We start from the raw sequence: 25,981 nt of genomic DNA on the forward strand, positions 1-25,981 counted from the left end.
GAGATTATTCGTCCAGTTTCGGTTGGGGGGAATCGTCCGGAATCTTAACATGAACCTGAATAATACGACGGCTGTCGGCCATCGCCACCTTAAACTGGTAACCATCGATGTCGATAGTTTCCCCGCGCGCCGGCAGATGACCGAAAGCCTGCATGACCAGACCGCCGATGGTATCGACCTCTTCATCGCTGAAGTGAGTGCTGAAGGCATCGTTAAAGTCTTCGATCGACGCCAGCGCACGCACCGTCCAGGTGTGGCGGCTCAGCTGACGGAAGTCGATATCGTCTTCTTCGTCATACTCGTCTTCAATCTCGCCGACGATAAGCTCCAGAATATCTTCGATAGTCACCAGGCCCGAAACGCCGCCAAATTCATCGATAACGATAGCCATATGGTAGCGCTGGGAGCGGAACTCCTTGAGCATCCGGTCAACCCGTTTGCTTTCCGGTACGACAACCGCGGTGCGTAACACTTTATCCATGCTGAAGGCTTCGGCATCGCTGCGCATAAACGGCAGCAGATCTTTCGCCATCAGAATCCCTTCAATGTGATCTTTGTCCTCGCTGATGACCGGGAAGCGCGAGTGGGCGGACTCGATGATCACATCGAGACATTCGTCCAGCGTTTGGTTGCGTTTCAGGGTGATCATTTGGGAGCGAGGGATCATGATGTCGCGGACGCGCTGGTCGGCGATATCCATTACCCCTTCGAGCATGTCGCGCGTATCTTCATCGATAAGCTCGTTTTGCCCGGAATCACGGATCAGCGCCAGAAGATCGTCACGGTTTTTCGGTTCACCGTGGAAAAGCTGGCTGAGTAAGAGGGAGAAAAATCCCTTTTTGCTGTGTACTGTGTCACTACTGTGTGAATTGTCGTCGCTCATGGCGTCGTTTGGGTTCTCATGTTGATTTAACTGTCGCTCGCCGCGCGTAAACTCAGCGCCGGACGGCATGTATATTCGCTCTGTAGGCCGGATAAGCGCGGCGCCATCCGGCACAATGCCGGATGGCGGCCAGGCCTTATCAGGCCTACAGTTTATCGAACTGTTTATTCTTTCTCGGAAATGTACGGATCCTCATAGCCCAGAGCAAGCATTATCTCTGTCTCAAGGCTTTCCATCTCTTCCGCTTCGTCATCTTCAATATGGTCATAGCCCAGCAAATGCAGACTGCCGTGGACAACCATATGCGCCCAGTGGGCATCCAGCGGTTTTTCCTGCTCTGCGGCTTCCTGCTCAACCACCTGACGGCAGATGATCAGATCGCCCAGCAGCGGCATCTCCATTCCCGGCGGTGCTTCAAATGGGAATGACAGCACGTTGGTTGGCTTATCCTTGCCGCGATAGGTGAGGTTCAGCTCGTGGCTTTCGGCTTCATCCACCAGGCGAATCGTGACTTCCGATTCTTCCTGAAACTGCGGGATAACCGCATCCAGCCATGTCTGAAACTGACTTTCTTCTGGCAGACCGGTGTTGTTTTCACAGGCCAACTGGAGATCGAGGATCACCTGACTCATTTCTGCTCCTGCGCCTGAGCTTCGCGTTTACGTTCTGCGGCCTGCTCGGCTTTACGTTTTTGATCGGCTTCTTCCCACGCTTCATAGGCGTTCACAATGCGGGCAACCACCGGGTGGCGCACCACGTCTTCGCTGTGGAAGAAGTTAAAGCTGATTTCATCGACTTCGGCCAGCACTTCGATAGCGTGGCGCAGGCCGGATTTGGTGCTGCGCGGCAGGTCAATCTGGGTGACGTCGCCGGTAATGACCGCTTTGGAGTTAAAGCCGATACGGGTCAGGAACATCTTCATCTGTTCGATGGTGGTGTTCTGGCTCTCATCGAGAATGATAAAGGCATCGTTCAGCGTACGCCCACGCATGTAGGCCAGCGGAGCCACTTCAATCACGTTGCGCTCCATCAGTTTCTCAACCTTCTCGAAGCCGAGCATTTCGAACAGCGCGTCATACAGCGGGCGCAGATACGGGTCGACTTTCTGGCTCAGATCGCCCGGCAGGAAGCCCAGTTTCTCACCGGCCTCAACCGCCGGACGGGTCAGCAGAATGCGGCGAATCTCCTGACGCTCCAGCGCATCAACGGCAGCGGCGACGGCAAGGTAGGTTTTACCGGTACCCGCAGGGCCAACGCCGAAGGTGATGTCGTGATCAAGAATATGGGCGATGTACTGCGCCTGGTTTGGCGTACGTGGTTTAATCACGCCACGTTTGGTTTTGATATTGATAGCTTTGCCGTACTCCGGCACGCTCTCCGCGCTTTGTTCCAGCACGCGGGCTTCTTTTATCGCCAGGTGAATCTGTTCCGGCTCAATGTCCTGAATCTGGCCGCGCATCGGCGCGGTGTCCACATACAGGCTGCGCAGAATGTCGGCAGCGGCGGTCACGCAAATGGCGCGCCCCGTCAGTTTGAAATGGTTATCGCGGCGGTTGATCTCGATGCCCAGTCGTCGCTCCAGCTGTTTGATGTTGTCGTCAAACGGGCCGCACAGGCTCAGCAGACGGGCATTGTCTGCGGGCTTCAGGGTAATTTCGCGAGTGTCTATGTTCAAACTGTTCCTCTTATGTCTGTATAGCCGCAGGACAAGCGTCTTTGGCTCGTAAAGGAATTATTCACGCCGCAGCGGAAAGGCGCAAGCATTGCGATAAATATGGGGATAGCAGGAGGAAATACAAGGCCCGCCAGAACGGACGGGCCATGAAGATTACGGCTGGTAGATTCCAACGCCCAGGTCGCTCTCTTTGCGGGTGCGGGCAATGACCGACTCCGGAGATTCCACCACGCGCAGGCCCATCTCATCTTCGGTCCGTACCAGCTTACCGCGTAGCGAGTTGGTGTAAACGTCGATAATTTCGACGTCCACGAACTTGCCGACCATATCCGGGGTGCCTTCAAAGTTCACCACGCGGTTGTTTTCGGTGCGGCCGGTCAGCTCCATGATGCTCTTACGCGACGTGCCTTCCACCAGAATGCGCTGAACGGTGCCGAGCATGCGGCGGCTCCAGGCCATCGCCTGCTGATTGATGCGTTCTTGCAGGATGTACAGACGCTGCTTTTTCTCTTCCTCCGGCACGTCGTCAACCATATCGGCCGCCGGTGTTCCCGGACGGGCGGAGAACACAAAGCTGAAGCTCACGTCGAAGTTGACGTCGGCAATCAGCTTCATGGTCTGTTCGAAGTCTTGCGTGGTTTCGCCCGGGAAGCCGACGATGAAGTCGGAGCTAATCTGAATATCCGGGCGTGCGGCGCGCAGCTTACGAATAATCGACTTATATTCCAGCGCGGTATGCGGGCGGCCCATCATCGTCAGCACGCGGTCGGAACCGCTCTGAATCGGCAGATGCAGGAAGCTGACCAGCTCTGGCGTATCGCGATAGACGTCAATAATGTCGTCGGTAAACTCGATCGGGTGGCTGGTGGTGAAACGCACGCGGTCAATCCCGTCAATGGCGGCGACGAGGCGCAGCAGCTCGGCAAACGAGCCGGTGGTGCCGTCGTAGTTCTCACCGCGCCAGGCATTCACGTTCTGGCCAAGCAGGTTGACTTCGCGCACGCCCTGCGCCGCCAGTTGGGCTATCTCAAACAGGATATCGTCGCACGGACGGCTGACTTCTTCGCCGCGGGTGTACGGCACCACGCAGTAGGTACAGTATTTGTTGCAGCCTTCCATGATGGAGACGAATGCGGTTGGGCCTTCGGCGCGCGGTTCAGGCAGACGGTCGAATTTTTCGATTTCCGGGAAGCTGACATCAATAACCGGTCGGCGGTTATTGCGAACGGCATCGATCATTTCCGGCAGGCGATGCAGGGTTTGTGGCCCAAAAATAATGTCGACGTAGTGTGCGCGTTGGCGAATGAGCTTGCCTTCCTGAGACGCGACGCAGCCGCCAACGCCAATGATCACCTTTGGATTTTTTGCTTTGATTAATTTCCAGCGGCCCAGTTGGTGGAAGACTTTCTCCTGCGCTTTCTCACGAATTGAGCAGGTGTTAAGCAGTAATACATCGGCTTCTGCTGCGTTTTCAGTCAGTTGATACCCATGTGTGGCATCCAGCAGATCGGCCATCTTTGATGAATCGTACTCGTTCATCTGACAGCCCCAGGTCTTAATATGGAGTTTTTTTGTCATCGACTTGCTCTTGCTCAATTATGAATAGCCAACATTGCAGGGCGCGTATTGTAATGCTTTGGCGCGGTTGTGACCAGCCTGGCGGATATTCGCCGCAAAAGGCAAAAGTCCGGTAAACTGAAGGGATTCGGCTTTAAGGATAATAAATGATGACAATTCTACACGCTGACGTTGCCATTATTGGCGGCGGGATGGTCGGAGGGGCGCTGGCGCTGGCGCTGGCACAGAATGGTTTTTCGGTGACGGTACTCGACAAAGCCCCGCCGGTGGCCTTTGAGCCCACCGCGCAGCCAGACGTGCGCATTTCGGCCATTAGTGCGGCTTCGGTACAGCTTTTACGCAGCCTTGGCGTCTGGGATGCGGTGCTGGCAATGCGCGCGCATCCGTGGCGACGCCTGGAAACCTGGGAGTGGGAGACCGCGCATGTGGTCTTCGATGCTGCCGAGCTTAAGCTGCCGAATCTTGGCTATATGGTTGAAAACAATGTCCTGCAGCTGGCGCTGTGGCAGGCGCTGGAGGCGCACCCGCAGGTGACGCTGCTGCACGGCAGCGCATTACGCGCCATGCAGGCTCAGGACGCCGTTCATCGACTCCATCTGCAGGACGGCACAAATATTGAGGCCCGGCTGGTGGTGGGGGCCGACGGCGCGCTTTCGCAGGTGCGGCAGATGGCGGGCATTGGCGTGCAGGGGTGGCAGTATCCGCAGTCCTGTATGCTGATTACCGTGCAGTCCGAAAACGAACCTGGCGACAGCACATGGCAGCAGTTTACGCCTACCGGGCCGCGCGCTTTTTTACCGCTCTACGATAGCTGGGCCTCGCTGGTGTGGTACGACACGCCCGCCCGTATTCGTCAACTGCAGGCGATGTCGATGGGGCAGCTTCAGCGGGAAATCAGCGCACATTTTCCTCCGCGTTTAGGCAAGGTGACGCCGGTAGCGGCAGGGGCATTTCCGCTTACCCGACGCCATGCGCTGCAGTATGTGCAGCCGGGACTGGTGCTGGTGGGGGATGCGGCGCATACCATCCATCCGCTGGCCGGGCAGGGCGTTAACCTCGGCTATCGCGATGTCGACGCGCTGCTGGACGTACTGGCGAACGCGCGCAGCGTGGGCGAAGATTGGGCCAGCCTGCCGGTGCTAAGGCGCTATCAGTCGCGTCGTAAGATCGATAACCTGCTGATGCAGAGTGGGATGGATCTATTCTACGCCGGCTTTAGCAACGATCTTGGTCCGCTGCGCATTTTGCGCAATGTGGGGCTCATGGCGGCCCAACGTGCGGGGGTTTTGAAACGTCAGGCGCTGAAGTATGCGTTAGGGTTGTAGGCCGGATAAAGCAGAGCCGTCATCCGGCATCTTGCACCGCAGTGTCTGATGACGCTTTGCTTATCAGGCCTGCGGCACGCTGGATTCGGGATGGGACAAAAACAAAAAAAGCTCGCCGAAGCGAGCTTTTGAATTTGGCTGGGGTACGAGGATTCGAACCTCGGAATGCCGGAATCAGAATCCGGTGCCTTACCGCTTGGCGATACCCCAACAAATTGTTTTCGGATAATCGGGTAAACCCAATGCTCCTGAATATGGTGGCTACGACGGGATTCGAACCTGTGACCCCATCATTATGAGTGATGTGCTCTAACCAACTGAGCTACGTAGCCAAATTTTCTTTTCTTCGATGGCTGGGGTACCTGGATTCGAACCAGGGAATGCCGGTATCAAAAACCGGTGCCTTACCGCTTGGCGATACCCCAATACCGTCGCGGCGATCCGCAAATATCGAAGAAATATGGCTGGGGTACCTGGATTCGAACCAGGGAATGCCGGTATCAAAAACCGGTGCCTTACCGCTTGGCGATACCCCATCCGTGCAACGCTTATTGGTGAATGGTGCGGGAGGCGAGACTTGAACTCGCACACCTTGCGGCGCCAGAACCTAAATCTGGTGCGTCTACCAATTTCGCCACTCCCGCAAAAAAGATGGTGGCTACGACGGGATTCGAACCTGTGACCCCATCATTATGAGTGATGTGCTCTAACCAACTGAGCTACGTAGCCATCTTTTTTTCGCGTTACCTTATCGGCGTTGCGGGGCGCATTATGCGTATTGAGTTCTGGACCGTCAACATCTTTTTCAATGAAATTCACCGGAATGTGACTGTTTGGTTAGGTTGCGAACAGCATGACGCATTATTCGGCAATTATTGGCTATTTACCGTTATACCCGACCTTCACATTGCCCCGGCTGCGCGCGGGATTATCGAGTTAACACGCTCACAATCGAAACCACAGGACCACCGACTGTACGCTTTAATGCGCCAAAAGCCAGCGTTTTAAGCAGATGTCCGGCGCCGACGCGCAGGCTGTTCTCGATATAGCTTTTATCTTTCTGGCTGCTTAGCCACTGGGCTTGTTCCAGTTCACTCAGGAGTGCGCTCGCGGAGATACGTGAGGGATCGAAACTGACCGCCACTGAACCGGCGTACAAACGATGAACGACATCAAGGATCCCATCACGGGCGCGCAGCGAGTCCACCAGGCGCGTGACGTCCTGGGGATGGCGCTGGATCCAGCTGGAACGGATACGAATGCGATTGGGGGTCTGGTGCAGGTAAGGAGTCATAGCCGCCGCCTGTTTATTTTTAAAGTGGTAATGAGAGTAATTTATATTTGCATTAACACCCTGTCCAGCACTCCCCGCACGTCTTGCCAAAATGAAAGCCGAATAGCCTTTTGATACACCGCAAAAGAAGGGCGATTAGCGCTGTCTGGCGCGCGGCATCTGTGATTTGATTCATATCACCTATAAATATCAGGGTATTAAATGATATGCCTGTCGAATCCTTTAGCGACTTACTTACGCTGCGCCGCTTTGTCGAAGTGGCACACCATATACCCGGGCGTTTACGCCTGCGATTTTCCAATAAGCTCATCGCCAGCCTTAGCCAGGGCAAGCTCAAACAGCTGGATGCTTATTGCCATCCTGAAGGGTACCTCCGGCGATATCAGATCAATAGCGAAACCGGCTCGATCGTCCTTGAGTACGATGCCGCCGCCATTCGCCCACAAATTCTTAATCAACTCTTCGGCAGCGACGGTGAGCAGGCACAGCAGGCGCTGGCTCAGCTCGCATCCATCCTTGAACCTTCTCACTAAATGATAAAGGACAGCCATCATGAGCTCGAATGACAACAATACGCAGCAAGTTCCACCGGTAGGTTACTATCCTCCGTACGGCTACCCTTGGTATCCGTATCCACCGATGCCGCAGGGGATGGCCTGGCCGCAGAACGGTCAGATGCCAGCGCAACCGCCGGTTCCCCCACAACCGCAAATGCAGATGCCGCCGCAAATGGCGATGGGCTTTCCGCCGATGGGCTTCCCTCCGACTCCGCAGGGCGTGCCGCCGCAGTTTGCTCACCCACATCACCACCATCACCATCATGCAGCGCAGCAGGGCGTTGACTGGAGCCAGTACGCGCAGAGCGTTGTTGACGGCGCGATGGGCGAACAGGCGGGCCTGCTGAAAAATATTATCAGCACCGTCGGTATGGACGACAAAGAGTTCTGGAAAGGGGCAATGGTAGGCGCCGCCGTGACGCTGCTGCTGACCAACGATTCCGTGCGGGGCATGCTGATGCAGACGCTGGCCGGTGCAGGCGACATGCTGAAGGCCGGTACCAGTAAAGTGAAAGATGGCGTGAAAAACGGATCGGAAACGATTAAAGAAACCGCCACCTCCAGTGCGGCTATTTTCCGCGACACCATGAAAGCGGGAAAAGACGGTTTTCAGGAATCCGTAGAGCGCCATCGCCAGCCGACCGCTATGCCGTTTGAAGATGAGGATGCCGCGGATGAGCAACAATCCTGATCGCGATAAACGGGTCAGCCGCGCCGTTGTTGCCGGTGCGCTGGTCGGTGGAAGCGCCGCCTGCCTGCGGGAATGGCAGCGCTACCAGCAGAACGAGCAGACGTTAAACGAAGCGGCTTGCGCAGTGATGAAAGAGACGGCGAAAGCCAGCCTTATTAGCGGCACGGTCATGGCGATTGCTGACAGCAATAAGGCGCGTCCCCTGCAGTCTGTACTGACCATTATTGGCGTCGGCGCAGCGTCACTTTACCTGATGGATGCGATAGCCAAGCGAGGAAACAATGAATCAGCCTGAATACCTTTACAACCCTTACACCGGCATGTGGGAGCCGAATCCTGCCGCAGCGCCTGTACGCACATCGGCCGCCAATAATGGCCGTAACCATTTGATTACCGGACTGGTTGCCGGTGCGGCGATTACGTGGCTACTGACTAATCGTAATGTGCAGCAAGGCATTACCAATACGGCAACCAAGGCCTGGGGCACCGTGCGCGGTGAGATGGAAGAACTGAAAGAACGCGTTGCCGATCTGCAGGCCGAGCTGGATTACTATCGTAGCCAGAATAAGGATGATATCGCGTGAGTGCATCAGGCGAACGCGTGACGATCGTTCACCAGTTGCCCGGGCGTCTGCGCCTGCGGGTCTTTGCGCTGACCGATTATCCGCAGGCCGCTGGCTGGCTTAAGCAGCAAATCCTCGGATTGCCGGGCGTCAGCGGGGTGCGCATCCGCCCTTCGGCGCGCAGTGCGGTGATCCACTGGGATGGCGAGCGCACGACGGCGGCGGCGATTGTGGCGGCGGTGACCGCGCTGGACTGGCAGTCGGCAGACGACAGCGAGCTGGAGGCAGAATACTGCGGTGGCGATAACCTGCTCAATCTGGCTGGACTGGCATTGACGCAGGCGCTGCCGCCCCGCTGGGCTCGTGTGCCTGCGGCGCTGCTGACGGCGCCGACAATTCTGGAAGGCGCGCAGACGCTGAGCCAGGGTCAGTTGAAGGTTGAAGTGCTTGATGCGCTTGCGCTCAGCCTCTCAATGCTACGGGGAGACAGTCGAACCGCGATGTTGACGCAGTCGCTGCTGACGCTAGGCGAATACATGGAGCAGGAAACCAGCCGTCATTCTGACGCGCTGTTAGCCGATCTGATGCAGCCTCGTGAGCACCCGGTCTGGGTTGAGCGCGACGGCGAGAGCGTAGAGATCAACAGCAGCGAGCTGGTCGCGGGTGATGTGATGCTGCTGGGGCCGGGCGACAGCATTCCGGCTGACGGTACGGTAGTGCGCGGCGTGGCGCAGGTGAACCAGGCATCGATGACCGGTGAAAGCGTACCGGTACGTCGTGAGCACGGTTCCTGGGTCTATGCGGGCACGCAGATTCAGGAAGGTAACGTGGCTATTACGGCGGAGCAGGTGGGGGAATCTTCCTCAACGGCGCATATCCGGCGTTTTATTCGCGATTCCCTGACTCAGCGTAGCGAAACTCAGCGGGTCACTCAGCAGATGGCGGATCGCCGCGTGGCGATTACCCTCGGGGTGGGGGCTGCCGTCTTCGCGATGACGCGCAGCTGGCAGCGACTGGCCTCGGTTTTCCTGGTCGACTACTCCTGCGCGCTGAAGCTCAGTACGCCGATTGCGTTTAAATCGATCATGTATCGTGCCGCCCAGAGCGGTCTGCTGCTGAAAGGCGGACGCGCCATTGAGAAGCTCGCGGAAGTTGATACGGTGGTGTTCGATAAAACCGGCACGTTGACCCATGACCAAATGCAGGTCACGGATGTGATCAGCTTTGACGATCGGCTGGTACAGGCAAAACGGCTGTTGGCGATTGCCGCCTCGGTGGAAGAACACAGCAATCATCCGCTGGCTCATGCCGTGGTGGCGGCGGCTGAGCACCATGAGCTGCCGCATATTCCGCACGGAGAAGTGGAGTATGTGATTGCTCACGGCCTGCTGTGTTCGCTGGAAGAACACCAGATGGTGATCGGCAGCCGTCACTTCCTGGAAAGCCACTATGCGATTGATTTCTCACCTTATGAAGGAGAAATTAATGCGCTGGCGAATCAGGGGAGGCATCTGCTGTTTATCGGCTTCGATAACCAACTGGTGGGGATGATCGGTTTACAGGATCATCTACGTGAAGAAGCGGCTGATGTCATCGCGCAACTGAAGGCAACCGGTATCCGTCAGGTTGTGCTGCTGACCGGCGACCGGGCTGAGAAGGCTTACCAACTGGCGGATCGCGTTGGTATTGAGCACTACGTCGCTGAAGCCACGCCGGAGAGCAAGGTTGAGGTGGTGAAGGCGCTGCAGGGCAGAGGACATAAAGTTCTGTTCGTGGGCGACGGCATCAACGATGCGCCGGTGCTGACGCAGGCCGATGTTGGCCTGGCGATGAACCAGAGCACCGAGCTCGCGCAGCAGGCGGCGGATGCCGTGCTGTTGCAGGACACCCTGCACGGCGTCGTCGCAGCGCGTCAGCTGTCACTCGAGGCGATGAAGCTGGTTAACAGCAATATTAAGCTTACCGAGTGGATCAACAGCGCGATTATGCTGGCGGCGGCGCTGGGCTGGCTGTCACCGGGCGCGAGCGCGATGCTGCATAACGGCACGACGCTGGGTGTACTGCTCAGATCGCTGGCGGCGAAGAAGGGGCGTGGGGAGTAGTTTCCCCTCACCCTAACCCTCTCCCATTGGGAGAGGGAACCGTTCGGCGCTTGAGGTTTCTCGCCCCTCACACTGCACCAAAATAAAAGCCCCCCGATGTCGCCATCGGGGGGCTTTTTTACTTAAGCGGCAATCTTATTTATAAGCCGACTGGTGCACGCCTACCGCACGGCCTGACGGATCGTCCATGGTTTTGAACGCTTCGTCCCACTCGATGGCTTTTGCGGAAGAGCAGGCAACGGATGGGCCGCCCGGTACGCACTCCGCAGCGCTCGGCACCGGGAACAGCTCTTCAAAGATTTCACGGTACAGGTAGCCTTCTTTAGAGGTCGGCGTGTTGTACGGGAAGCGGAAGTGCGCGGTTTGCAACTGCTGGTCAGTCACCTGCTTAGCCGCCACTTCTTTGAGCGTATCAATCCAGCTGTAGCCTACGCCATCAGAGAACTGCTCTTTCTGGCGCCACGCCACGCTTGCCGGCAGATAGGACTCGAAGCATTCACGCAGCACGTGTTTTTCCATTTTGCCGTTGCCGCACATTTTGTCCTGCGGGTTGATACGCATGGCCACGTCGAGGAATTTTTTATCCAGGAACGGTACGCGCGCTTCCACGCCCCAGGCGGACATCGCTTTGTTGGCACGGGCGCAGTCGTACATATGCAGCGCCTGCAGCTTACGCACGGTTTCTTCGTGCAGCTCTTTGGCGTTTGGCGCTTTGTGGAAGTACAGGTAGCCGCCGAACACTTCGTCAGAACCTTCGCCAGACAGCACCATCTTGATGCCCATCGCTTTGATTTTACGCGACATCAGGTACATCGGCGTTGAGGCGCGAATGGTGGTCACATCGTAGGTTTCAATGTGATAGATAACATCGCGAATCGCATCCAGGCCTTCCTGCACGGTGAAGTGAATTTCATGGTGCACGGTGCCAAGGTGGTTAGCTACTTCCTGTGCGGCTTTCAGGTCCGGAGAACCTTCCAGACCGACGGCGAAGGAGTGCAGCTGCGGCCACCAGGCTTCAGAGCGTTCCTGATCTTCTACGCGACGGGCGGCGAATTTTTTGGTGATCGCGGAGATAACCGAAGAATCCAGACCACCGGACAGCAGTACGCCGTAAGGAACGTCGGACATCAGGTGACTTTTCACCGATTCTTCCAGCGCCTGACGCAGTTCATTTTTATCGGTCACGTTGTCTTTGACGGCATCGTAGTCGAACCAGTCACGCTGATAGTACTGACGAATCTCACCGTCTTTGCTCCACAGGTAGCTACCTGCCGGGAACTCTTGAATAGTACGGCATACCGGGGTCAGCGCTTTCATTTCAGAAGCAACGTAGAAGTTCCCGAATTCGTCATGGCCCATGTACAGTGGGATGATACCGATATGATCGCGGCCAATCAGATAGGCGTCTTTTTCGCTGTCGTACAGCGCGAAGGCGAACATACCCTGCAGGTCGTCGAGGAACTCAGGGCCTTTTTCCTGGTACAGCGCGAGGATCACTTCGCAGTCTGAGCCGGTCTGGAACTGGTAACGGTCAGCGTATTCCGCACGTAGCGCCTGATGGTTGTAAATTTCGCCGTTGACCGCCAGAGCGTGCGTTTTCTTTTCGTTATACAGCGGCTGCGCGCCGGCGTTGACGTCAACAATCGACAGGCGTTCATGGGCCAGAATCGCTTTGTCGCAGGCATAAATACCGGACCAGTCCGGGCCACGGTGACGCATCAGGCGGGAGAGCTCAAGCGCCTTTTTACGCAGCTCGCCCGCGTCAGTTTTAATATCCAGTACACCGAAAATAGAACACATAGACTTCTCCGTTAACCCTGTGGTGTTGTGCTGCAAAAGTGTGTGGCATTCGCCTTCGTTGAGATAAAAAATGCCGCAAAGGGGGGCGCGGTGCAAGCGTTTTAGCCGCTGTGGGATAAAAAGTGCAACAGGAGTTATTGGATGTTGAAAAATGGTGATTCTATAAGCGAAGTTTTTGACGATTATTCAATAATTCGTGCTTTTTATTAGATGGTGTGATTTTAATGGCGGGTAAATGCAAAAAACCACGTCCGGGGACGTGGTTTTGTTTAGATAATATCGATTTCCGCGACTGACGGATAAATCCAGGATGGCCTGAATGGCATATTGTCGATGTCATCAACGGTAGAGACGCCAGAGAGGACCAGAATCGTTTCCAGCCCGGCCTGGAATCCGGCCAGAATATCGGTGCGTAGATTATCGCCAACGATCACCGTTTGCTCTGAGTGCGCCTGCATCTTGTTAAGCGCGGCGCGAATGATCCACGGACTTGGCTTGCCCACGACGAAGGGTTTGCGGCCAGAGATTTTTTCAATGCCTGCGCAAAGCGCGCCGCATGCCGGATAGTATCCGCGCCCGTGCGTGTCGGGGTTCGTGGCGATGAAGCGTGCACCATTGGCCACGAAGAACGCCGCTTTGTGCATCATTTCCCAGTTAAACGAGCGGGTTTCGCCAACGATAACGAAGTCCGGGTTGACGTCAGTAATGGTGAATCCGGCTTTATACAGTTCATGAATCAGTGCGCCTTCGCCCACCACATAGGCTTTTTTCCCTTCCTGACGACGCAGAAAATCGGCCGTGGCCATGGCGGAGGTATAAAACACGCTGTCAGGAACGTCGATGCCGGCGGTCGCGAAACGGTTTGCTAAATCCTGGCCCGTCTGTGAAGGGTAGTTGGTCAGGCAGAGAAACGGCATACCTTTATCCAGCACGCGCGCGACGAACTCTGCCGCGCCCGGCACCGCAACGTTATCGTGCATCAGCACGCCGTCAATATCACAGATTACATTCTGAATGGTCATGGACTACCTGGCGTTTGTTTTAAAGAGGCGTAATTATACACGTTATCCTTCAGGCTGCCTTGTCGTTGGCCTGTTCTCTCATTCTTTACGCTTGTTTTCTCAGCTCTTCGAACCATTCAGGATGTTTTTCTAAGGTCTTAAACAGCAGAATGAGTGGCTTGGGGGGCGCAATTCGCCCCGTTTCATAACGGCTAAAGGCGTTTGCGCCGCCGCCAAATATTTCTGCTGCCTGGCGCTGATCGAGTTCCAGACTTTTTCGTACGCGGGCGATGAACGCAGGGTCAACCTCACGAGCATTGACCTGGCGGTTAAATTCCACCATGCCAGCCATATACGCATCGCCTTCACCTTTGCCAAAGATAATTTCACCGCAGGCGTCACAGTACTGGCCTTTTACGCCGTAAAAAGTTGTTTTATTCCCTTTGTATTCATAGGGGATATTGCGACATTCATGCTTGAGTTCCGCACCACCACAAAGAGGACATTTCATGCTATAGCTCCTTAAATGACACTATCAGGAGGTTGCCTGATACGATGAATTTTATGTATAGAGGCTGCCCTCTGTAGATCGGGCGATAGACCTCATGCCAGATGGTGTGGTCATGATGCGCCGTCATGCTTTTGTAAAAATCGCTGGTGTTCAGTGCCATAACAACCTCAAGGAGGTCCTGTTTTGACCGAAATCCGATTTGAGACGCGCTGATTAACGCTGTATTTGTGATGCTGACAAGACCATTACGGGCCATGTTTTTTAGGATGCTTAATCGGGTATGCGGCGTTCTCTTTTCCATAAGATTAACCTAAATGCCAAATTTGGCAAATAGGTTAATGGAGGCGAGCGGTGTGTCCAGATACGCTGATATAAAGATTTGCGCCACATCAACAGTTGCAACGCATTACTTGCCGGTTTGCGACTACCCTTCCAGCAAATGCTGTAGCAGGATACCGTTCAACATCGCGCGTTTGACCAGCGCAAAAGCGCCGATAGCCGAGCGGTGGTCGAGGGTTGAACGCACAACCGGTAGATTCTTGCGAAAGGCCTTTAAAACCTGCGTGTTGATGCAGCCTTCAATGGCGGGCAACAGTACGCGGTCGGCCTCGATGATTTCACCGGCAATCACCACTTTCTGCGGGTTAAACAGGTTGATGGCAATGGCGATGGTTTTTCCCAGATGGCGACCAACGTGTTCAATGACTTCGGTCGCTAGCGGGTCGCCTTTATTGGCGGCTTTGCAGATGGTTTTGATATGGCAGTCATCAAGCGTAACCCGGCTCTGATAGCCCTGTTCGAGCAGATGACGTACGCGTTGTTCGATAGCGGCGTTGGCGGCAACGGTCTCCAGACAGCCGAAGTTGCCGCAGTGACAGCGTTCACCGAGCGGGTCGACCTGAATATGACCAATTTCACCGACGTTACCATTACGGCCGATAAAAATGCGCCCGTTGGAGATAATGCCCGCACCGGTGCCGCGATGCACGCGCACCAGAATGGAGTCTTCACAGTCCTGGCTTGCACCAAAGTAGTGCTCGGCCAGCGCCAGGCTGCGGATATCGTGGCCGACAAAGCAGGTCACTTTAAAACGTTTTTCCAGCGCTTCAACCAGCCGCCAGTTCTCTACCGGAATATGCGGCATATAGCGAATCACGCCGCTCTCCGGGTCAACCAGACCGGGTAAAATGACGGAAATCGCAATCAGCTCGCGGATTTTACGCTGGCACGATTCAATAAAGGTGGCGATGGTATTAAGCAGCGCATGTTCCAGCGTCTCCTGGGTGCGCTCCGGCAGCGGATAATGTTCTTCTGCGACGGCTTTACTGCTCAGATCGTACAGCGTCAGCGTCGTGTCGTGACGGCCCAGGCGCACACCAATCGCGTGGAAGTTGCGGGTTTCGGTGATGATAGAGATAGCGCGGCGGCCTCCGGTGGAGGCCTGCTGATCGACTTCTTTGATCAGCCCGCGTTCAATAAGCTGACGCGTGATTTTGGTCACGCTGGCGGGAGCAAGCTGGCTTTGCTCGGCAATCTGAATACGCGAGATTGGCCCATGCTGGTCAATCAGGCGGTAAACGGCCGCGCTGTTTAGCTGTTTTACGAGGTCAACATTACCAATTTGAGCTTGTCCGCCTGATGTCATACTTTCTCTTACTTAGTAACGACCTCGTTGCCATTAACGATGGTCTTGATGATGTTAAAGTCGTGCGTAAATGCGGTCAGGTTCGCGACTTTGCCTGGCCCAATGCTGCCAAGGCGTTTGTCGACGCCAATGGCGCGGGCAGGGTAGAGCGTCGCCATGCGCAGCACTTCGTCCAGCGCGATATTCGCGTGCTCGACCAGATTGCGTACACCTTCGATCATCGTCAACGATGAGCCGCTGAGGGTACCGTTCTCATCTACGCAGAGCCCATTGCGGTAGTATATTGTTTTACCGGCAAAAATGAACTGCTCAATATTGGCACCTGCCGGCGCGGTGGCGTCGGTGACCAGGCACAGCTTATCGCCTTTCAGGCGCTTGGCGTTACGGATATTAATAAAGTCGACGTGCAGACCGTCGGCGATAATTCCGCAGTAAATTTCGTTGGCATCGAGAATGGCGCCGGTCAGGCCTGGTTCACGGCCGGACATATACGGCATCGCGTTAAACAGATGCGTAGCAAAGGTAATACCCGCGCGGAAACCGATGCGCGCTTCTTTCGCCGTGGCGTTAGAGTGACCGGCAGAAACCACGATACCGGCATTTGCCAGCGCGGTAATGACTTCCGGTTCTACCATTTCGGGTGCCAGGGTGACTTTGGTGATGACGTCGGCGTTATCGCAAAGGAATTTCACCAGCTCAGCATCCGGCTTGCGCACGAAGTCCGGATTGTGGGTGCCTTTTTTCACCAGGTTCAGCCACGGGCCTTCAAGGTGCAGGCCCAGCGCCTGGTTCGGGTGTTTAGCGAGATACTCACGCATCACGCGCACGCCCTGTTTCATCAGATCGTCGCTGGTGGTGATAAGCGTCGGCAGGAAGTTTGTGCAGCCCGACTTTTCGTTGGCTTTTTGCATAATTTCCAGCGTTTCAACGGTAACCGCCTCGGCGGTATCGTTGAACTGTACGCCGCCGCAGCCGTTAAGCTGAACGTCGATAAAGCCCGGGGCGATAATGGCGCCATTAACGGAACGCTGTTCGACGTTCGCGGGTACATCAGCCAGTGGGCAAACACGTTCAATAAGGCCATTGGCGATGATAATCGCATGGTCATCCAGAATTTCGTGACCGGTAAAGATCCGGCCATGGGTTAATGCATACATTACGACCCCCGGTATTCAAAAATGTTGTCCCGCGACGGAGCGCGGGACGATAATACATTACAGACCTTTAATATTTTCAGCTTCTAATTCAGTGAAATATTTCAGGGTCTTCACCTTCAGTTCCATCGTGGACGGTTCGTCACAGACGATCAGTGATTTCGGGTGCAGCTGCAGACAGGTAATGGTCCACATGTGGTTAACGTTGCCTTCTACCGCCTGCTGCAGCGCCAGCGCTTTCGTTGCGCCCTGCACCAGAATCATCACTTCTTCGGCATCCAGCAGAGTACCCACGCCCACGGTCAGCGCATATTTAGGCACCAGCGCTACGTCGCCATCGAAGAAGCGAGAGTTGGCTACGCGCGTTTCGTGAGTCAGCGTTTTGATACGGGTACGCGAAGAGAGCGAAGACGCTGGCTCGTTGAACGCGATGTGACCGTCGTTACCCACGCCGCCCATAAACAGGTGGATTTTACCGTAAGAGCGGATTTTTTCTTCGTAGCGGCGGCATTCGGCATCCACGTCCGGCGCGTTACCGTTCAGCAGGTTGATATTTTCTTCAGGAATATCGATGTGATCGAAGAAGTTACGGTGCATGAAGCTGTAGTAGCTTTCCGGATGCTCTTTCGGCAGGCCAACATATTCGTCCATGTTGAAGGTGACGACGTGCTTGAAGCTAACCTGGCCCGCTTTATGCATTTCGACTAAGACTTTATAAGTCGCCAGCGGGGTACCGCCGGTTGGCAGGCCGAGGACAAACGGGCGGTCGGCGGTGGGTTTAAACGCATTGATGCGGTTAACGATGTGGCGAGCAGCCCATTTGCCGACTTGTTCAGCGTTAACGAGAGGAATCAGTCTCATTCTTCACCTCAAAATGTAAAATGTAAGAAGTTGGCGGATGGCGTCTCCGTGCACTCTCTAAGCGTAACCTGTTTGCATCGATAGGGAGCAATCCGTTTTGATTTTTTGAATGATAAAATAAGTTTTCAGTGTTAGCCAGTAAAAGGGAGTGGTGATAACAATATTTGGTGACTGTAGTCACAAAAAACACGTGTTTAATTTGCGATACGAATTAAACTTTCACACACTCTGATGCCTGAACAGGTGTGTATGCAGTTTACAAGACATCACAGTGTCATGCTTTTTTACACAATAAAAAATGGCTTAAATGAGCCGTGTCGGGGTCTCGTAGGGGGAATAAGATGAATATTTTAGGTTTTTTCCAGCGACTAGGTAGGGCCTTACAGCTCCCTATCGCCGTGCTGCCGGTGGCGGCGCTGTTGCTGCGATTCGGTCAGCCAGATTTACTGAACGTTGCGTTTATTGCGCAGGCCGGTGGGTCTATCTTTGATAACCTGGCGCTAATCTTCGCTATCGGTGTGGCATCCAGCTGGTCGAAAGACAACGCGGGTTCGGCAGCGCTGGCGGGCGCAGTAGGTTATTTCGTATTGACCAAAGCAATGGTTACCATCAACCCAGCGATTAACATGGGGGTACTGGCCGGTATCATCACCGGTCTGGTTGCGGGTGCGACGTACAACCGTTGGGCGGGCATCAAACTGCCTGACTTCCTGAGCTTCTTCGGCGGTAAACGTTTCGTGCCGATCGCCACCGGTTTCTTCTGCCTGGTACTGGCTGCTATCTTCGGCTACGTGTGGCCGCCGGTGCAGAACGCCATCCACGCAGGTGGTGAATGGATCGTGGGCGCTGGCGCGCTGGGCTCCGGTATCTTTGGTTTCATTAACCGTCTGCTGATCCCAACCGGTCTGCATCAGGTGCTGAACACTATCGCCTGGTTCCAGATTGGTGAATTCACCAACGCGGCGGGTGCGGTCTTCCACGGTGACATCAACCGCTTCTATGCGGGTGACGGCACTGCGGGGATGTTCATGTCCGGCTTCTTCCCGATCATGATGTTCGGTCTGCCGGGTGCGGCGCTGGCGATGTACTTCGCAGCACCGAAAGCACGTCGTCCGATGGTTGGCGGTATGCTGCTGTCCGTCGCGGTCACCGCGTTCCTGACCGGTGTGACCGAGCCGCTGGAATTCCTGTTCATGTTCCTGGCACCGGTACTGTACCTCCTGCATGCGATTCTGACCGGCGTAAGCCTGTTTATCGCTACGCTGCTGGGTATCCACGCGGGCTTCTCCTTCTCCGCTGGCGCCATCGACTACGTGTTGATGTACAGCCTGCCGGCAGCAAGTAAGAACGTCTGGATGCTGGTGGTAATGGGTCTGGTGTTCTTCGTTATCTACTTCGTACTGTTCAGCGTGGTTATCCGCATGTTTAACCTGAAAACGCCGGGCCGTGAAGATAAAGACGACAGCGTGGTAACTGAAGAAGCAAACAGCAACACCGAAGAAGGCTTGAACCAGCTGGCCACTAACTACATTGCCGCCGTAGGGGGCACTGACAACCTGAAAGCGATTGACGCCTGCATTACCCGTCTGCGCTTGACCGTTGCTGACTCTGCGAAAGTGAACGATGCCGTATGTAAACGTCTCGGCGCCTCCGGCGTAGTGAAACTGAACAAGCAAACCATCCAGGTTATCGTGGGTGCGAAAGCGGAATCTATCGGCGACGCCATGAAGAAAGTGGTTGCGCGTGGCCCGGTTGCCGCAGCGGCAGCGGACAGCGCTACACCGGCAGCACCGGCGGCGGCAAAACCGCAGGCTGTGGCGAATGCCGCAACCGTAGAAACCCTGGTTTCTCCGATTACCGGTGATGTGGTGGCGCTGGAGCAGGTACCTGATGAAGCGTTCGCCAGCAAAGCGGTTGGTGACGGCGTCGCGGTGAAACCGACGGACAAAATTGTCGTTTCCCCGGCTGCGGGCACCATTGTGAAAATCTTCAACACTAACCATGCGTTCTGTCTGGAAACAGACAAAGGTGCGGAAATCGTTGTCCATATGGGTATCGATACCGTTGCGCTGGAAGGGAAAGGCTTTAAACGCCTGGTTGAAGAAGGTGCGGAAGTGACGGCAGGCCAGCCTATCCTGGAAATGGATCTGGACTTCCTGAACGCGAACGCGCGTTCAATGATTAGCCCGGTGGTGTGCAGCAACAGCGATGATTTCGGCGGCCTGGTGATTAAGGCTGAAGGTCACGTCGTTGCAGGGCAAACGCCGCTGTATGAGATTAAAGGTAAGTAATCGCTCCTGAGTAAAGTAGATTAATGCCTTAAGCGGCGGGGGGAGATCCTCCGCCGCTTTTTTTTGTCGTAAATCCCCCCATATACACCAGAGAGACGCCATTTTTGTGCAACTAATAGTTGTCTCTTAGCGCCGCTTATAAGATCATGTGCCGTTATACGTTGTTTACGCTTTGAGGAATCCAAGATGAGTGAGGCTGAAGCCCGCCCGACTAACTTTATTCGTCAGATCATTGATGAAGATCTGGCTACCGGTAGGCACACCACGGTGCATACTCGTTTTCCGCCAGAGCCGAATGGTTATCTGCACATCGGCCATGCGAAATCCATCTGCCTGAACTTCGGCATTGCGCAAGACTACCAGGGCCAGTGCAACCTGCGTTTCGATGACACCAACCCGGTCAAAGAAGACATCGAATACGTTGACTCCATCAAAAATGACGTCGAGTGGTTAGGTTTTCACTGGTCTGGCAACGTTCGCTATTCCTCGGATTACTTCGATCAGCTGCACGCATACGCGGTAGAGCTCATCAATAAAGGCCTGGCCTACGTTGACGAACTGACCCCAGAACAGATCCGCGAGTACCGCGGCACGCTAACCGCACCGGGTAAAAACAGCCCGTTCCGCGATCGCAGCGTGGAAGAGAACCTGGCGCTGTTCGAAAAAATGCGTACCGGCGGCTTTGCGGAAGGTACCGCCTGTCTGCGCGCGAAAATCGATATGGCGTCGCCGTTTATCGTCATGCGCGATCCGGTGCTGTACCGCATTAAATTTGCCGATCACCACCAGACCGGCACCAAGTGGTGCATCTACCCGATGTACGACTTTACCCACTGCATCAGCGATGCCCTGGAAGGCATTACCCACTCGCTGTGTACGCTGGAATTCCAGGACAACCGTCGTCTGTACGACTGGGTACTGGACAACATTTCCATTCCGGTTCACCCGCGTCAGTATGAATTCTCGCGCCTGAATCTGGAATACACCGTGATGTCCAAGCGCAAGCTGAACCAGCTGGTCATGGAAAAACACGTAGAAGGTTGGGACGACCCGCGTATGCCGACCATCTCCGGTCTGCGTCGTCGTGGCTACACCGCCGCGTCCATCCGTGAGTTCTGTAAACGCATCGGCGTGACCAAGCAGGACAACACCATTGAGATGGCATCGCTGGAATCCTGCATTCGCGAAGATCTGAACGAAAATGCGCCGCGCGCGATGGCGGTTATCGATCCGGTTAAGCTGGTTATCGAAAACTACCCGCAGGGCGAAAGCGAAATGGTCGCCATGCCTAACCATCCGAATAAGCCGGAGATGGGCAGCCGCGACGTGCCGTTCAGTGCGGAAATCTGGATCGATCGCGCCGACTTCCGTGAAGAAGCGAACAAACAGTACAAGCGTCTGGTGATGGGCAAAGAAGTTCGCCTGCGTAACGCCTACGTCGTGAAAGCAGAACGCGTGGAGAAAGATGCTGAAGGCAATATCACCACCATCTTCTGCACCTACGATGCCGATACCCTGAGCAAAGATCCGGCCGATGGTCGCAAGGTGAAGGGCGTGATTCACTGGGTGAGCGCCGCGCATGCGCTACCGGTAGAAATTCGTCTGTATGACCGTCTGTTCAGCGTGCCGAATCCGGGCGCTGCGGAAGACTTCCTCGCGGTGATGAACCCTGAGTCGCTGGTCATCAAGCAGGGCTATGCCGAACCGTCTCTGCAGGCCGCAGAGGCCGGTAAAGCGTATCAGTTTGAGCGTGAGGGGTACTTCTGTCTCGACAGCCGCTACACCACCGCGGATAAGCTGGTCTTTAACCGTACCGTCGGTTTACGTGATACCTGGGCGGGCTAAGCTCAGTCAGCAGAATAAAAAACGCCGCTTTTGCGGCGTTTTTTTTACGCCAGAATCAGGAGGGCAATTTTGTCCCCGTATCGTTCATGATGACTTATCATTTCGCAGAGCGAATTAATAGTAATATCCTGGGTCTGATACGTTCGTTTTTTTTCACAACTCCCATCACACATTCTGAATGTAAACGGTCTCATTAACATTCCACTCAGGCCCCGCAAGGGTTGGCGTAGATAAATGTTAATAACGCATTACGTTACACATTGAAACCAAATATGTGCGCTTTGTCATAATCCTGCACTCTTGTTGCGGAAAAGGATTGATAATTCGCGTCGCGAAAAATAGTCTATCCGTGTACTAAATATCTTTTTCCAGAAGTTCATTTTTTTTAAGTTTTATTTTTTGCCTCTGCTTTGCGGCGGCATTTTAAAAGTCAAAGAGGATATAACTATGCGTACGTTTAGTGGCAAACGTAGTACGCTGGCGCTGGCTATCGCCGGTGTGACAGCTCTCTCAGGTTTTGCAATGACCCCGGAAGCCAAAGCGGAAGGGTTTATTGATGATTCAACATTGACCGGTGGCGTCTATTACTGGCAGCGTGAACGTGACCGTAAAGATGTGACCGACCACGACAAATATAAAACCAACCTTTCCCACTCCACCTGGAACGCTAACCTTGATTTCCAGTCTGGCTATGCGGCTGACATGTTCGGTATTGATATTGCGGCGTTTACCGCAATTGAAATGGCGGAAAGCAGCGAAAGTGGCCACCCGAACGAAATTGCCTTCTCGTCGAAAAACAAAGGTTACAGCGAAGATTACAGCGGCGATAAGAGCGGTATCAGCCTGTATAAAGCGGCAGCTAAATTTAAACTGGGCCCAACCTGGGCACGTGCCGGTTACATTCAGCCAACCGGTCAAACCCTGCTGGCGCCGCACTGGAGCTTTATGCCGGGTACCTATCAGGGTGCTGAAGCCGGGGCGAATTTCGACTACGGCGACAACGGTGCGCTGAGCTTCTCGTACATGTGGACCAACGAGTATAAAGCGCCGTGGCACCTGGAGATGGACGACTTCTATCAGGCCGATAAGAAGACCAAGGTTGATTATCTGCACTCCGTTGGTGCGAAATATGATTTCAAAAACAACCTGGTGCTGGAAGCGGCATTCGGTCAGGCGGAAGGGTATGTTGATCAGTACTTCGCCAAAGCCAGCTACAAGTTTGATATTCCTGGCGGCCCGCTGACCACCAGCTACCAGTTCTACGGTACGCGCGACAAGGTTAACGACGGCAGCGTAAACGATATCTATGATGGCACCGCCTGGCTGCAGGCGCTGACATTCGGCTACAAGCTGAACGAAGTCTTTGACTTCCGCCTGGAAGGGACCTGGGTTAAGGCCGACGGTCAGCAGGGTTACTTCCTGCAACGTATGACCCCGACCTACGCATCGTCCAACGGTCGTCTGGATATCTGGTGGGATAACCGTTCTGACTTCAACGCCAACGGCGAAAAGGCGGTCTTCTTCGGTACCATGTATGACCTGAAGAACTGGAACCTGCCGGGCTGGGCAGTAGGGGCTTCCTATGTCTATGCATGGGATGCGAAGCCAGCGACCTGGCAGAGCAACCCGGATGCTTACTACAACAAAAACAACACTATCAGAGAGTCTGCATACAGTCTGGATGCGATGTACACCGTACAGGAAGGCCGCGCGAAGGGTACGCTCTTCAAACTGCACTTCACTCAGTATGACAACCACTCCGATATCCCGAGCTGGGGCGGTGGTTACGGCAACATCTTCCAGGATGAGCGCGACGTGAAATTCATGGTTATCGCTCCGTTCACTATTTTCTGATGCATGATGCGGCAGGGGGAGACCTCTGCCGCCGCTAAGAGGCTCATCGTATGAAAAAACTGATTATGGTTGCTCTGATGGCCGCAGGGCTGACCGCCTGTGTTCAGCCGCCAGCGCCAAAAGAAGACAGCAAACTGAAGGATGCCTACAGCGCCTGTATCAACACCGCGCAGGGTAATCCGGATAAAATCGAAGCCTGCCAAAGCGTGCTGAACGTGCTGAAACAAGAGAAGCAGCACCAGCAGTTTGCTAACCAGGAAAGCGTGCGCGTGCTGGATTATCAGCAGTGCATTCAGGCAACCCGTACCGGTAACGACCAGGCGGTAAAAGCCAAATGCGATAAAATGTGGCAGGAAATTCGCAGCAACAATACTCCTGCGCAAAAATAAATATTCCGCCACGCTAATCAATGAAAAAACCGCTGCTTGCAGCGGTTTTTTTATGGCCAATATCTGACGGCAGGCGAAAAAAAACCAGCGGATAGCGCTGGTTTTTAACGAAGACGACGCGTTATTTTTCTACGGCGTCGTGAGCGTGTTCATCTTCACGGCAGTCGCCTTCAGCGCAGTGGCCGTACAGATAAAGACTATGGTTAGTCAGGCGAATACCGTGCTTCGCGGCGATTTCACGCTGGCGAGCTTCAATGGAATCATCGCTGAACTCGATCACTTTCCCGCAATCAAGGCAGATCAGGTGATCGTGGTGATGCTGCTGGGTCAGTTCGAAAACGGATTTGCCGCCTTCAAAGTTATGACGGGTAACGATGCCAGCATCGTCAAACTGGTTCAGGACGCGGTAAACCGTCGCCAGACCAATTTCTTCACCCATGTCGATCAGGCGTTTGTATAAGTCTTCCGCACTGACATGGTGGTTGTCCGGCCCCTGAAGCACTTCCAGGATCTTTAACCGTGGAAGTGTGACTTTCAGGCCAGCCTTCTTTAATGCGGTATTATTGTCAGTCATGCGGAATCTGTCCTGTTGCTAAACGATTAACTTCCATCAGCGAAAGTATCACAGAGAATTCACCCGTTTTAATGCGTCTCATTATAGAATGACCCTATTGAAATGAAAACAGCAAGACTTGGGTAAACTAAGCTTTCAAAAACGAGGCTTCATCGACAAACTCCCGATGAGACCGCGCTAAATCAGAAGATATTGTACAGGTATGCGCTAAAAAGTTAAAAAAATGTAGCTATTATTTTGATTGCTTTTACCTATTAATGAGGCGCAATTTCATAATTGCGCCTCATTATCATCAGGCGTTTTTAATTTCGTCCAGGTGCAGTTCTTCCGCGACCTGTTTAACCCATTTTTCAACGCGCTCTGCGGTCAGCTCCGGCTGACGATCTTCGTCAATGGCCAGACCGACAAAGTGGTCGTCATCGGCCAGACCTTTAGAGGCTTCAAAATGGTAGCCCGCGGTCGGCCAGTGGCCGACGATGGTGGCGCCGTTTGGTTCAATGATGTCACGGATGGTGCCCAGCGCATCGCAGAAGTATTCCGCATAATCTTCCTGATCGCCGCAGCCGAACAGCGCAACCAGCTTACCGTTGAAGTCCACTTCTTCCAGTGATGGGAAGAAATCATCCCAGTCGCACTGTGCTTCACCGTAGTACCAGGTCGGGATACCCAGCAGCAGGATATCGTAGCCCGCCAGGTCTTCTTTGCTGCTCTTGGCAATGTCGTGAACGTCTGCGACATCTTTACCAAGCTGTTTTTGAATCATTTTTGCGATATTTTCGGTGTTCCCGGTGTCGCTACCGAAGAAGATGCCAACGATTGCCATGAGTAAAATAACCTCTTGAAACTTAATGATATGGTGGTGGCTTATTGCCCACAGATAAGGGCAATCATAGCAGAACAGAGAAGCGTGCGGAAACAGCTATCGTGCCGGACTGCACACTCTGCTACATGAAAGTGTGTTCTGGGGGATTTTTCAGACGTTCCCCTGTCCGTGCAACAGGGCTAACTGGCTCATCAGAATTTCTTCGATGAGTTCGCTACGGCTCATGTCACGGGCAGTTGCCAGCTCGTTAAGCGCATCAACGGCGTCGCTGTTCAGTTTGAGCTCGACGCGCTTAAGCCCGCGAACTTTATCGCGTTTGAGCTGATTGCGCTTATTAATGCGGAGCTGTTCGTCACGCGAAAGCGGATTGGTTTTGGGTCTTCCCGGCCGACGCTCATTTGCGAACAAATCTAATGTCGTACGGTCCGTTTGTTCTTTTGCCATGGTTCAGAGTGACTTCGGGGAAACAAGCTACCGGGCGGTGCCCGATGCAGACAGCGCGCAATCATACAACAGTGGGGCCCGCACGCCAACGACCACGGCCATTCTGACGCGCGGTCGATGC

General features: G+C 54.5%; 25 protein-coding genes and 6 tRNA genes. 10 read left to right on the forward strand and 21 right to left on the reverse strand.

What is annotated here, in order from left to right:
- Positions 1-4: 4 nt before the first annotated feature.
- The 4 genes from corC to miaB all read right to left on the reverse strand — a co-directional run bounded on the left by corC (position 5) and on the right by miaB (position 4,136).
- Positions 5-883 (reverse strand): CNNM family magnesium/cobalt transport protein CorC, encoded by an 879-nt coding sequence (gene corC, locus H7R58_RS06805; RefSeq protein WP_106924808.1) that lies wholly within the window; start codon positions 881-883, stop codon positions 5-7.
- A gap of 164 nt (positions 884-1,047) precedes the next feature.
- A complete protein-coding gene (gene ybeY, locus H7R58_RS06810) occupies positions 1,048-1,515 on the reverse strand; it encodes an rRNA maturation RNase YbeY (protein WP_106924686.1) in 468 nt (155 codons plus the stop codon).
- A complete protein-coding gene (locus H7R58_RS06815) occupies positions 1,512-2,558 on the reverse strand; it encodes a PhoH family protein (protein ID WP_182929286.1) in 1,047 nt (348 codons plus the stop codon). The genes ybeY and H7R58_RS06815 overlap by 4 nt, the downstream gene beginning before the upstream one ends.
- Before the next feature lie 153 nt (positions 2,559-2,711).
- Positions 2,712-4,136, reverse strand: a complete 1,425-nt coding sequence (gene miaB, locus H7R58_RS06820; protein WP_106924684.1) for a tRNA (N6-isopentenyl adenosine(37)-C2)-methylthiotransferase MiaB — start codon at positions 4,134-4,136, stop codon at positions 2,712-2,714.
- 149 nt (positions 4,137-4,285) lie between these two features.
- Between miaB and ubiF the strand changes: the two genes are divergently transcribed.
- Positions 4,286-5,461, forward strand: a complete 1,176-nt coding sequence (gene ubiF, locus H7R58_RS06825; RefSeq protein WP_106924807.1) for a 3-demethoxyubiquinol 3-hydroxylase — start codon at positions 4,286-4,288, stop codon at positions 5,459-5,461.
- A 135-nt stretch (positions 5,462-5,596) separates the two neighbouring features.
- Here the strand turns inward: ubiF and H7R58_RS06830 are convergent.
- The 7 genes from H7R58_RS06830 to H7R58_RS06860 all read right to left on the reverse strand — a co-directional run bounded on the left by H7R58_RS06830 (position 5,597) and on the right by H7R58_RS06860 (position 6,755).
- Positions 5,597-5,671 (reverse strand) — tRNA-Gln (locus tag H7R58_RS06830).
- A gap of 45 nt (positions 5,672-5,716) precedes the next feature.
- Positions 5,717-5,793, reverse strand: a tRNA-Met gene (locus H7R58_RS06835).
- An 18-nt stretch (positions 5,794-5,811) separates the two neighbouring features.
- Positions 5,812-5,886: transfer RNA gene (locus tag H7R58_RS06840), tRNA-Gln, on the reverse strand.
- A 36-nt stretch (positions 5,887-5,922) separates the two neighbouring features.
- A tRNA-Gln gene (locus H7R58_RS06845) sits at positions 5,923-5,997 on the reverse strand.
- 23 nt (positions 5,998-6,020) lie between these two features.
- Positions 6,021-6,105 (reverse strand) — tRNA-Leu (locus H7R58_RS06850).
- 8 nt (positions 6,106-6,113) lie between these two features.
- Positions 6,114-6,190, reverse strand: a tRNA-Met gene (locus H7R58_RS06855).
- 199 nt (positions 6,191-6,389) lie between these two features.
- Positions 6,390-6,755: a hypothetical protein gene (locus tag H7R58_RS06860; protein WP_106924683.1), complete on the reverse strand. Its 366-nt coding sequence runs from the start codon at positions 6,753-6,755 to the stop codon at positions 6,390-6,392.
- Positions 6,756-6,961: 206 nt separating this feature from the next.
- On the opposite strand from H7R58_RS06860, the gene H7R58_RS06865 reads away from it, so the two are divergent.
- The 5 genes from H7R58_RS06865 to H7R58_RS06885 are packed head-to-tail and all read left to right on the forward strand — an operon-like array spanning position 6,962 to position 10,668.
- Positions 6,962-7,288, forward strand: a complete 327-nt coding sequence (locus H7R58_RS06865; RefSeq protein WP_106924682.1) for an HMA2 domain-containing protein — start codon at positions 6,962-6,964, stop codon at positions 7,286-7,288.
- Between the two features lie 19 nt (positions 7,289-7,307).
- On the forward strand, positions 7,308-8,003 hold the full coding sequence (locus H7R58_RS06870; protein WP_106924681.1) for a YtxH domain-containing protein: 696 nt from the start codon (positions 7,308-7,310) through the stop codon (positions 8,001-8,003).
- A complete protein-coding gene (locus H7R58_RS06875; protein ID WP_106924680.1) occupies positions 7,987-8,298 on the forward strand; it encodes a hypothetical protein in 312 nt (103 codons plus the stop codon). The genes H7R58_RS06870 and H7R58_RS06875 overlap by 17 nt, the downstream gene beginning before the upstream one ends.
- Positions 8,285-8,587, forward strand: a complete 303-nt coding sequence (locus tag H7R58_RS06880) for a YtxH domain-containing protein (RefSeq protein ID WP_223878902.1) — start codon at positions 8,285-8,287, stop codon at positions 8,585-8,587. The genes H7R58_RS06875 and H7R58_RS06880 overlap by 14 nt, the downstream gene beginning before the upstream one ends.
- Positions 8,584-10,668 carry a heavy metal translocating P-type ATPase gene (locus H7R58_RS06885; protein ID WP_106924679.1) on the forward strand — a complete coding sequence of 695 codons (2,085 nt, stop codon included), beginning with the start codon at positions 8,584-8,586 and terminating at the stop codon, positions 10,666-10,668. Before H7R58_RS06880 ends, H7R58_RS06885 begins: the two co-directional genes overlap by 4 nt.
- A gap of 135 nt (positions 10,669-10,803) precedes the next feature.
- On the opposite strand, the gene asnB is transcribed toward H7R58_RS06885, so the two are convergent.
- The 7 genes from asnB to nagB form a co-directional block, all read right to left on the reverse strand.
- The gene (gene asnB / locus H7R58_RS06890) at positions 10,804-12,468 is read right to left on the reverse strand and encodes an asparagine synthase B (protein ID WP_106924678.1); all 1,665 of its coding nucleotides are present in this window, start codon (positions 12,466-12,468) and stop codon (positions 10,804-10,806) included.
- A gap of 269 nt (positions 12,469-12,737) precedes the next feature.
- Positions 12,738-13,490: an HAD-IIA family hydrolase gene (locus H7R58_RS06895; protein ID WP_106924677.1), complete on the reverse strand. Its 753-nt coding sequence runs from the start codon at positions 13,488-13,490 to the stop codon at positions 12,738-12,740.
- 85 nt (positions 13,491-13,575) lie between these two features.
- Positions 13,576-13,980 (reverse strand): type II TA system antitoxin MqsA family protein, encoded by a 405-nt coding sequence (locus H7R58_RS06900; protein ID WP_106924676.1) that lies wholly within the window; start codon positions 13,978-13,980, stop codon positions 13,576-13,578.
- Between the two features lies 1 nt (position 13,981).
- Positions 13,982-14,281: a type II toxin-antitoxin system MqsR family toxin gene (locus tag H7R58_RS06905; protein WP_106924675.1), complete on the reverse strand. Its 300-nt coding sequence runs from the start codon at positions 14,279-14,281 to the stop codon at positions 13,982-13,984.
- A 123-nt stretch (positions 14,282-14,404) separates the two neighbouring features.
- Positions 14,405-15,625 (reverse strand): DNA-binding transcriptional regulator NagC, encoded by a 1,221-nt coding sequence (nagC, locus tag H7R58_RS06910; protein WP_182928313.1) that lies wholly within the window; start codon positions 15,623-15,625, stop codon positions 14,405-14,407.
- A gap of 8 nt (positions 15,626-15,633) precedes the next feature.
- Complete coding sequence (gene nagA, locus H7R58_RS06915; RefSeq protein ID WP_106924673.1) at positions 15,634-16,782, reverse strand: N-acetylglucosamine-6-phosphate deacetylase; 1,149 nt, start codon at positions 16,780-16,782, stop codon at positions 15,634-15,636.
- 57 nt (positions 16,783-16,839) lie between these two features.
- The gene (nagB, locus tag H7R58_RS06920) at positions 16,840-17,640 is read right to left on the reverse strand and encodes a glucosamine-6-phosphate deaminase (RefSeq protein ID WP_106924672.1); all 801 of its coding nucleotides are present in this window, start codon (positions 17,638-17,640) and stop codon (positions 16,840-16,842) included.
- Positions 17,641-17,981: 341 nt separating this feature from the next.
- Here nagB and nagE point away from each other — a divergent pair, with 341 nt between their 5' ends.
- The 4 genes from nagE (at position 17,982) to chiQ (ending at position 24,019) form a co-directional block, all read left to right on the forward strand.
- Entirely contained in the window at positions 17,982-19,931 is a 1,950-nt protein-coding gene (gene nagE / locus H7R58_RS06925) for a PTS N-acetyl glucosamine transporter subunit IIABC (RefSeq protein ID WP_182929285.1), read from the forward strand.
- Between the two features lie 186 nt (positions 19,932-20,117).
- A complete protein-coding gene (glnS, locus tag H7R58_RS06930) occupies positions 20,118-21,776 on the forward strand; it encodes a glutamine--tRNA ligase (protein WP_182934680.1) in 1,659 nt (552 codons plus the stop codon).
- A 447-nt stretch (positions 21,777-22,223) separates the two neighbouring features.
- Complete coding sequence (gene chiP, locus H7R58_RS06935) at positions 22,224-23,630, forward strand: chitoporin ChiP (RefSeq protein WP_106924668.1); 1,407 nt, start codon at positions 22,224-22,226, stop codon at positions 23,628-23,630.
- Between the two features lie 50 nt (positions 23,631-23,680).
- The gene (gene chiQ / locus H7R58_RS06940) at positions 23,681-24,019 is read left to right on the forward strand and encodes a ChiQ/YbfN family lipoprotein (RefSeq protein WP_106924667.1); all 339 of its coding nucleotides are present in this window, start codon (positions 23,681-23,683) and stop codon (positions 24,017-24,019) included.
- Between the two features lie 121 nt (positions 24,020-24,140).
- On the opposite strand, the gene fur is transcribed toward chiQ, so the two are convergent.
- From fur to ybfE, 3 genes are all read right to left on the reverse strand, one after another.
- Positions 24,141-24,593: a ferric iron uptake transcriptional regulator gene (gene fur, locus H7R58_RS06945; protein ID WP_106924666.1), complete on the reverse strand. Its 453-nt coding sequence runs from the start codon at positions 24,591-24,593 to the stop codon at positions 24,141-24,143.
- A gap of 292 nt (positions 24,594-24,885) precedes the next feature.
- Positions 24,886-25,416, reverse strand: a complete 531-nt coding sequence (gene fldA, locus H7R58_RS06950; RefSeq protein WP_064548295.1) for a flavodoxin FldA — start codon at positions 25,414-25,416, stop codon at positions 24,886-24,888.
- A 150-nt stretch (positions 25,417-25,566) separates the two neighbouring features.
- A complete protein-coding gene (gene ybfE, locus H7R58_RS06955) occupies positions 25,567-25,860 on the reverse strand; it encodes a LexA regulated protein (protein WP_106924665.1) in 294 nt (97 codons plus the stop codon).
- Positions 25,861-25,981 lie beyond the last annotated feature (121 nt).

The sequence above is a fragment of the Klebsiella sp. WP4-W18-ESBL-05 genome (genome assembly GCF_014169075.1).
GTDB lineage: Bacteria > Pseudomonadota > Gammaproteobacteria > Enterobacterales > Enterobacteriaceae > Kluyvera > Kluyvera ascorbata_B.